This window comes from Aerococcus viridans, assembly GCF_002871935.1.
GTDB classification, from domain to species: Bacteria; Bacillota; Bacilli; order Lactobacillales; family Aerococcaceae; genus Aerococcus; species Aerococcus viridans_B.
In genome coordinates, this window is sequence record NZ_PNHQ01000036.1 from 1 (window position 1) to 6,442 (window position 6,442).

Here is a 6,442-nt window from a genome sequence, read left to right on the forward strand (position 1 = left end):
TAAGAGTCACAGGTTTAAGTCAGCCTTAAATGACAAATATAGTAAAAAAAGATTAGCCATTTAAGACTAATCTTATTATACGAGGAGCTTATTTTTATGGGATTAAGTACTTTTTATCAATCAATAGAACAATCAATAGAGCAAAAAAATTATTATGCAGAAATATCAACTACATTAATTTTAATTGATATTTGTTCTAAAGTTGAGTATCCGAACATAGTAGAGCAAAATAAACGCTACAAAAAATGGATAAATAATTATTATTTAGAATTTATTCCAAAAGATTTAAAAAATAAATATTTAGATGCCGAAAACATCTATTTCTTAAGAAATGCCATTCTAAACCAAGGATCATCTAACCCCAATACCACTGATTACTACCAAAAATACGGAAAACAAATAGTATTTGATATTATTCCCACTGTTTTTCCTTCTACACTTAATAAAAAAATATTCACAGCGACGGCTCCTCAACGAAGTTCTTTATATCCTGACTTATTTTTCGATATTCATTATTTCTGTCAGTCTGTTATTAATAGTGTAAAAAGTTGGGAAGAAGATAATAGAGAAAAAATCGAGAAGAACAAAGAGCTATTCTTCTCGATTGCTATTGCAGGTATCGATAAACATAATCCAAATAAAATGGTAATAATGAGAAAAATATAGTTTATTAATACCCATAATAAATATGGCTAGCATATCAATATATTTTTAAAATTAGAGGAAGGAATTAATTATGAAGTATGGCTATGCGAGGGTATCTACACGCAAGCAGGACTTAATCCAACAAATACAATCTTTACAAAACGAAAATGTAGATAAAATTTTTACAGATAAAATGACTGGAAGAACATTAGAGCGTACCGCCTTTCAACAGTTACTAAAGAAAATTGAACCAGGTGATACGTTGGTGGTTACCAAGCTAGATCGTCTGGCACGTAGTACAAGAGAAGCATTAAAACTCATTGAACAACTATTCCAACAAGATATTGCTATTCATATTTTAAACATAGGCAAAATTGAAGATACCCCTACTGGTCGTTTAATCTTTACGGTCTTTAGTGCCTTTGCCGATTTTGAACGCGACTTAATTGTAGAACGCACAAAAGAGGGTAAAGAAGTTGCCAGACAAAATCCTAACTATAAAGATGGGCGTCCTAATAAGTACAGCAAACAACAAATGCAACACGCTATGCAGTTGCTAGAATCTTATTCTTACAATCAAGTGGCTCAAATGACTGGTATCAGTAAAAGTACCTTATTGAGACATAAAAAGAAGCCCAATATATCTTAAAAGGGCTTCTTTTTCATTTTATTTTAAAAATAATGTCCGTATATTATTTTCCATCAATTTGATGAGCAACTCGGTATCTATAAAGAGTGGTACAAATTAAACCAAGAATAATAATATAAATAATTACAGCAAACATGTTATCTTGGTTGCTATAAATAGATTGTAATAAAGTACCATAAGGAAAAATAGCAGAAATTTTTTGAAAAACTGGTGGATAGGTAGTTATCGAAATTACTAATCCAGAAATAATAGGCAATATATTAATAAAAATATTATTAAAGAAATATATATTACTCATATTAATCGAAAGATAAAAGGAAATACTTCCTAAAAGAAAACTATATAGAATGCTAAATGGTAGTAATATTATTGCTGTAAATAACTGTGTTAAATCTAAACCTAATATAACTAAAATAATTGTATTAATAAAAAATAGTAGAAAAGAAGAAAAATATACAGCGCCTACTTTGTCTAACCAATATTTTTTAGAATAAGGTTTATGTACAATCATCTCCTTATGAATATCTAATACTGTATCTGTAACCAGTAATTGATTAATTGTATTAATCGCACTACCGTTCGCAGATATAAAAATAGACCCTAACGCCACGCTGTAATTAATATTATTTGAGTATTGTTGGTTAATTAACACAAATAATACCATTTGAATAATAGGTGAAACGAAAAAGTAAATCATAAAAGGCTTGATATTACGAAAATATACTAATGATAGCAATTGAATACGCATCTTATACTACCCTCCCTTGTCCATCTTTTTTAGACTGGCGTAAAAGCCAACTACCTATAACTATTGCTAGTAAGATCCAGATGATTATAGATAAAAAGTACCCCCATACACTGTAATCATAGTTATTTGCCCCTAATAATTTTTGAATAGGAAATACCAAGGGAATACCCCATTGTGTGTAATAAGATAATGTATCTAGCCATGTGCCACTTCCAAGTAATCCACTAAATAATAATATTGGTATATGAATTAATTCTTCATATACGATTGCATTAGGCGTTAAAACAAAAAAAGCAGCAATTAATAAATCCATGACTGCTACACCCAACCAAAGCATCAAAACTAGTCCTATAAATTGAACATCTATATCACCAATATCTACATTAAATAAATGGGCTAAGCCATACGATATAGGAAAAGAAATTAAGCCAAAAGTAGAAGCAGGTAAAATTAAAGCGGTTAAAGAAATAAAATCATTGATACCAGTATTAATTAGATATTTTAGAGTACCCAAATGTCTTTGAAAACCTATAGATCCTGTAGCTGTAGTAGCAGACGTCCATAAGCCAAATATTGCACTACGGATCCATAAGTATGGATCGTCTAAATTATTATAGCCATTTGCAGTTAAGTATTGTAATAAAAAAATAGTGATGGTTGAAATAATAGGTAACCATAAAAAATATTGATTTCTAACATATACCTTCAGATGAAATAGAAATAAACGTAAAAATCGAAACATCATGATCTCCTTAAACTAGGGGCAATAGATAAGTAAGCATCCTCTAAACTAGTACCTTCAGGTAAACCTGAATAACTTATAACATCGGTAAGTGTCCCTTCAAATTTTATGCTACCACTACCGATAAGAAGAATTCGATCAGATAATGCTTCTATTTCTCCCATAATATGGCTAGTTAATAAGATACTGATATTTTCTTCTATTGTTAGTTTTTTTATCGTATCCCTTATTTCTTTAGCAATCTCAATATCTAAACCATTTGTTGGTTCATCTAGTAATAATAAGGAAGGGTTATTTAACAAGGATTTTGCAATATGCAATCTTTGATTCATCCCCTTAGAAAAGTGCTTTACTTTTTTATTTTTAACATCTTCAAGAGCGACAATATCTAAAACGCGATGAACTTCCTTTTTGCGCTCTTTATAAGGTACATTTGCAAGATCTGCATAAAAGTTTAAATTATCATAGGCAGAGACGTTACCATAAAAACCTAAATCTCCTCCAAAAGATACACCAATGTCATTTTTATAGTTTTTTTGTTTTCCATTTATCCAAATCTCACCAGCTGTTTTTTCAATATATCCCCCTATCATTGAAACAATAGTTGTTTTCCCAGCACCATTTGGCCCAATTAGAGATACGATTTCTCCTGAGTTTATTTCAAAAGAAACATCATTTACTGCTTTAAATTGACTTTTTTTGCCATATATTTTTGATAGATGCTCAACCTGTAATGTTTTCATTTATCCATTCACTTTCTTTTTTAAATTGACTATATAAATTATTAGCTTCATCTAGCTCTTGATTTTTATACAAGGCAGAAATTAATAACTGATCAGTGTTTCTTCTTCCCGTAATTGCACCTATTTTTTCAAAATCTTCTCTTGCTATAATGCTATATCTAATCGTATTTTGATAATCTTCTAAATGGTAAAAAGAGTTAGCTAACATATAAGCAGATTCTGCAGAATAATCTGGTGCATTTTGAATCATAAATTCATAATTTTCATCTAAAATTTCATTAGCCTTACCAAAACGGTTCTTAATTATCATAATCTGTGCCAAATTATTATTAATTTGACCACGATATCGCTTTGATTGCTCTAGTAATGATGGATCTGCTTCAGATCTCTCCTTGTATAATAGTCCATCTATAAATAACTTTGCATCGATTAATGTGTTTTCTATAAAATTACTATCTACTTTTTTATGTACATAGTGTAAAGCGATTAAATTATTATATAATGCTCTATAAATTTGTTGATTATGTTTGTTATCTATTTTCATTAATTCATTACTAAAGATATTGAATTCCTGATCTATATTTATACTACTATCATTTAATCTTTTTATGATATAAGCTAATTTTCTATGAATTGCAATTACTTTATCTTCTTGACTATTAGCTATTTGACTCGCATGATCAAAAATATTAATACAATAGTTATCTCTTACTCCAGCATATAAACTACCTAACGCAATTAATAGATTATAACTTGCATTAGGCTCAATTTTTTTAATATATTTTTTTGTTATCTTATATAATCCTTCAAAATCTCCAGTGATAAGAATAAATGCATCAAAATGTGCTAATATTGATAATTCATTTTTAATATCTTCTTCAAAATTTTCTAGTTTAACAGGATTAATAGCTCCTTTTTCTAAATAATATAAATAACTAATACGAGGATCATTTGATTTTCGGACACCTAAATCATTTAAATAAGATGGCGTATCAATATTCCTATTTGAACTTATATTTTCTAATGAATCTTTAGCATATATAAAGCGATGTTGATAGTATTCTGGTATATTTTTAAACTGACTATTACTAATTTGCTCTGATATATAATTTTTAAAATAATCCATTATTTTTATGACCTCCAAAAAAAGGCCAAAAATTATCTTTTGGCCTTTATCTATTATTAGTGATTCCAAGCTAGTGCGCTATCTTTTACTTGATCAAAAATGCTTTTTGAATCAAAAGTTTTAACAAAATTAGTTAAGTCGTTTGCCATTTTAATCACCTCTTTTATTAAAATTTAGCAATATTTATGTTGCTATAATTTAATATATCATAAATTATACCTTTTTTCATATGCAACGCGCCATGAAATTGCTAGAAACACACTTTTATAATCAAGTTGCTGAACTAACTGGTATTAGTAAAAGTACTCTTGTACGATATAAGAAAAGAAAATCTTAATATCTCATATTATATCGTAGTATATTATAGTATGATATGGTATAATATACTATATAGAAAGGAATGATTATATATGGAAATAATTACTTTTTCTGCCACTAAAGGTGGGGTTGGTAAAACAACATTAACTTATAACTTTGGAGAATGGTTAGCTGATAAAGGTAACAATGTACTTTTAATAGATAGTGACCACCAATGTAGTTTGTCGCAGACATATGAGATTTTTAAAACTAGTGGTACACTAGCTGAAATATTTACTAATAATGGAGATAATGTAGAAATCGAACATATTAAAGATAATCTATCTCTAATTCCAGCTTCAATGGATTTAGATAAAATCAATAATGCTATTCAAAATAAAGCGAATAAAGAGTTAATATTCTATATGTGGCTTGCAGATAATTATGATGAACTAAAATCATTTGATTATATTTTAATTGATTGCCACCCTGATTTCTCTACAATTACACAAAATATGATTGCAGTATCAGATAAAGTATTTAGTCCTTTAGAACCCAGCGAATATAGTTTTATTTCAAAAAGTAACCTAGAATTACGGTTTAAGGACTTTAAAGAAGAAATAATAAATGTAGAAACTAGAAAATCGCTAGTAACCGCTGAATTATATTTTCTAGGTAATCGCATTAAACATAATACGAAGTCATCTCGAGAGTTTGTTCCAACATTAAAAAGTGATCCGAATGTTATTGTTTTAATCCCTGAAAAAGAATTGTTTAATAAATCTACTTTAAATCATATGTCTTTAGTTGATATGAAGAAAAATAAAGAAATATACCGTAAACATAAGCAATTTTTTGATGACTTAGATAATACTTTTGAAACAATGAGCGAAACATAATACGATATATCACGGTATAACGTATTATGTTATGATATAATATGATAAAGGGGTGTGTATGTATGGCATTTGAAGATAAAAAAAACCAGTTAAAAGATAGTTTATATAAATCTGAAATTAAATCTAGACGTATTCAAAAATCATTTACATTAAAAGAAGAAGTTGCAAATGAACTTGTTCGTAAAGCAAAAGAAGAAGAATTGACAGCGTCACGATATTTAGAAAAATTACTAAAAGAACAATTTAATCTTTAAATTTAAAGATATTAATCTTTTAAAAAATAATTAATATTATATGGTAAAATAATTTTATTAAAAAAAAAAGAAAAGTGCAGTCAACACTTTTCTTTCAAAAATTGTATCATGCAACTGATACAAAGAATTTTTATATATTTACAATTACTATTATACTTATTTCGGATTCGTTTGTAAAGACAAGTATATTATAAATAATTGTAAACACTCTTTTGTTTGTTGCTGGTACGTCCACTAACAAATAAAGCCAGCTATAAAGATGTCAAGGAATAAATTGAAAGTTTAGGACGTGATTCTGAAGTGTGATTTTGAAGGAATTTATGTTATTGCTTTTAAAGA

General features: G+C 28.0%; 8 protein-coding genes. 4 read left to right on the forward strand and 4 right to left on the reverse strand.

Annotated features, from left to right (window positions below):
• The first annotated feature begins 96 nt into the window (after positions 1-96).
• Together CJ191_RS08890 and CJ191_RS08895 are read left to right on the forward strand one after the other, a co-directional pair.
• Complete coding sequence (locus CJ191_RS08890) at positions 97-666, forward strand: hypothetical protein (protein WP_102199553.1); 570 nt, start codon at positions 97-99, stop codon at positions 664-666.
• Positions 667-736: 70 nt separating this feature from the next.
• The gene (locus CJ191_RS08895; protein ID WP_102199554.1) at positions 737-1,294 is read left to right on the forward strand and encodes a recombinase family protein; all 558 of its coding nucleotides are present in this window, start codon (positions 737-739) and stop codon (positions 1,292-1,294) included.
• Between the two features lie 43 nt (positions 1,295-1,337).
• Here CJ191_RS08895 and CJ191_RS08900 read toward each other — a convergent pair whose 3' ends face one another.
• The 4 genes from CJ191_RS08900 to CJ191_RS08915 are packed head-to-tail and all read right to left on the reverse strand — an operon-like array spanning position 1,338 to position 4,653.
• The gene (locus CJ191_RS08900; RefSeq protein WP_102199555.1) at positions 1,338-2,042 is read right to left on the reverse strand and encodes a hypothetical protein; all 705 of its coding nucleotides are present in this window, start codon (positions 2,040-2,042) and stop codon (positions 1,338-1,340) included.
• A 1-nt stretch (position 2,043) separates the two neighbouring features.
• A complete protein-coding gene (locus CJ191_RS08905) occupies positions 2,044-2,784 on the reverse strand; it encodes a multidrug ABC transporter permease (protein ID WP_102199556.1) in 741 nt (246 codons plus the stop codon).
• A complete protein-coding gene (locus tag CJ191_RS08910) occupies positions 2,784-3,527 on the reverse strand; it encodes an ABC transporter ATP-binding protein (RefSeq protein ID WP_102199557.1) in 744 nt (247 codons plus the stop codon). Before CJ191_RS08910 ends, CJ191_RS08905 begins: the two co-directional genes overlap by 1 nt.
• Positions 3,508-4,653, reverse strand: coding sequence for a hypothetical protein (locus CJ191_RS08915; RefSeq protein ID WP_102199558.1), 1,146 nt, complete (start codon positions 4,651-4,653; stop codon positions 3,508-3,510). Before CJ191_RS08915 ends, CJ191_RS08910 begins: the two co-directional genes overlap by 20 nt.
• Positions 4,654-5,063: 410 nt before the next feature.
• Between CJ191_RS08915 and CJ191_RS08925 the strand changes: the two genes are divergently transcribed.
• Entirely contained in the window at positions 5,064-5,849 is a 786-nt protein-coding gene (locus CJ191_RS08925; protein WP_102199559.1) for a ParA family protein, read from the forward strand.
• Positions 5,850-5,911: 62 nt separating this feature from the next.
• The gene (locus CJ191_RS08930; protein ID WP_102199560.1) at positions 5,912-6,103 is read left to right on the forward strand and encodes a hypothetical protein; all 192 of its coding nucleotides are present in this window, start codon (positions 5,912-5,914) and stop codon (positions 6,101-6,103) included.
• The last annotated feature ends 339 nt before the right edge of the window (positions 6,104-6,442 follow it).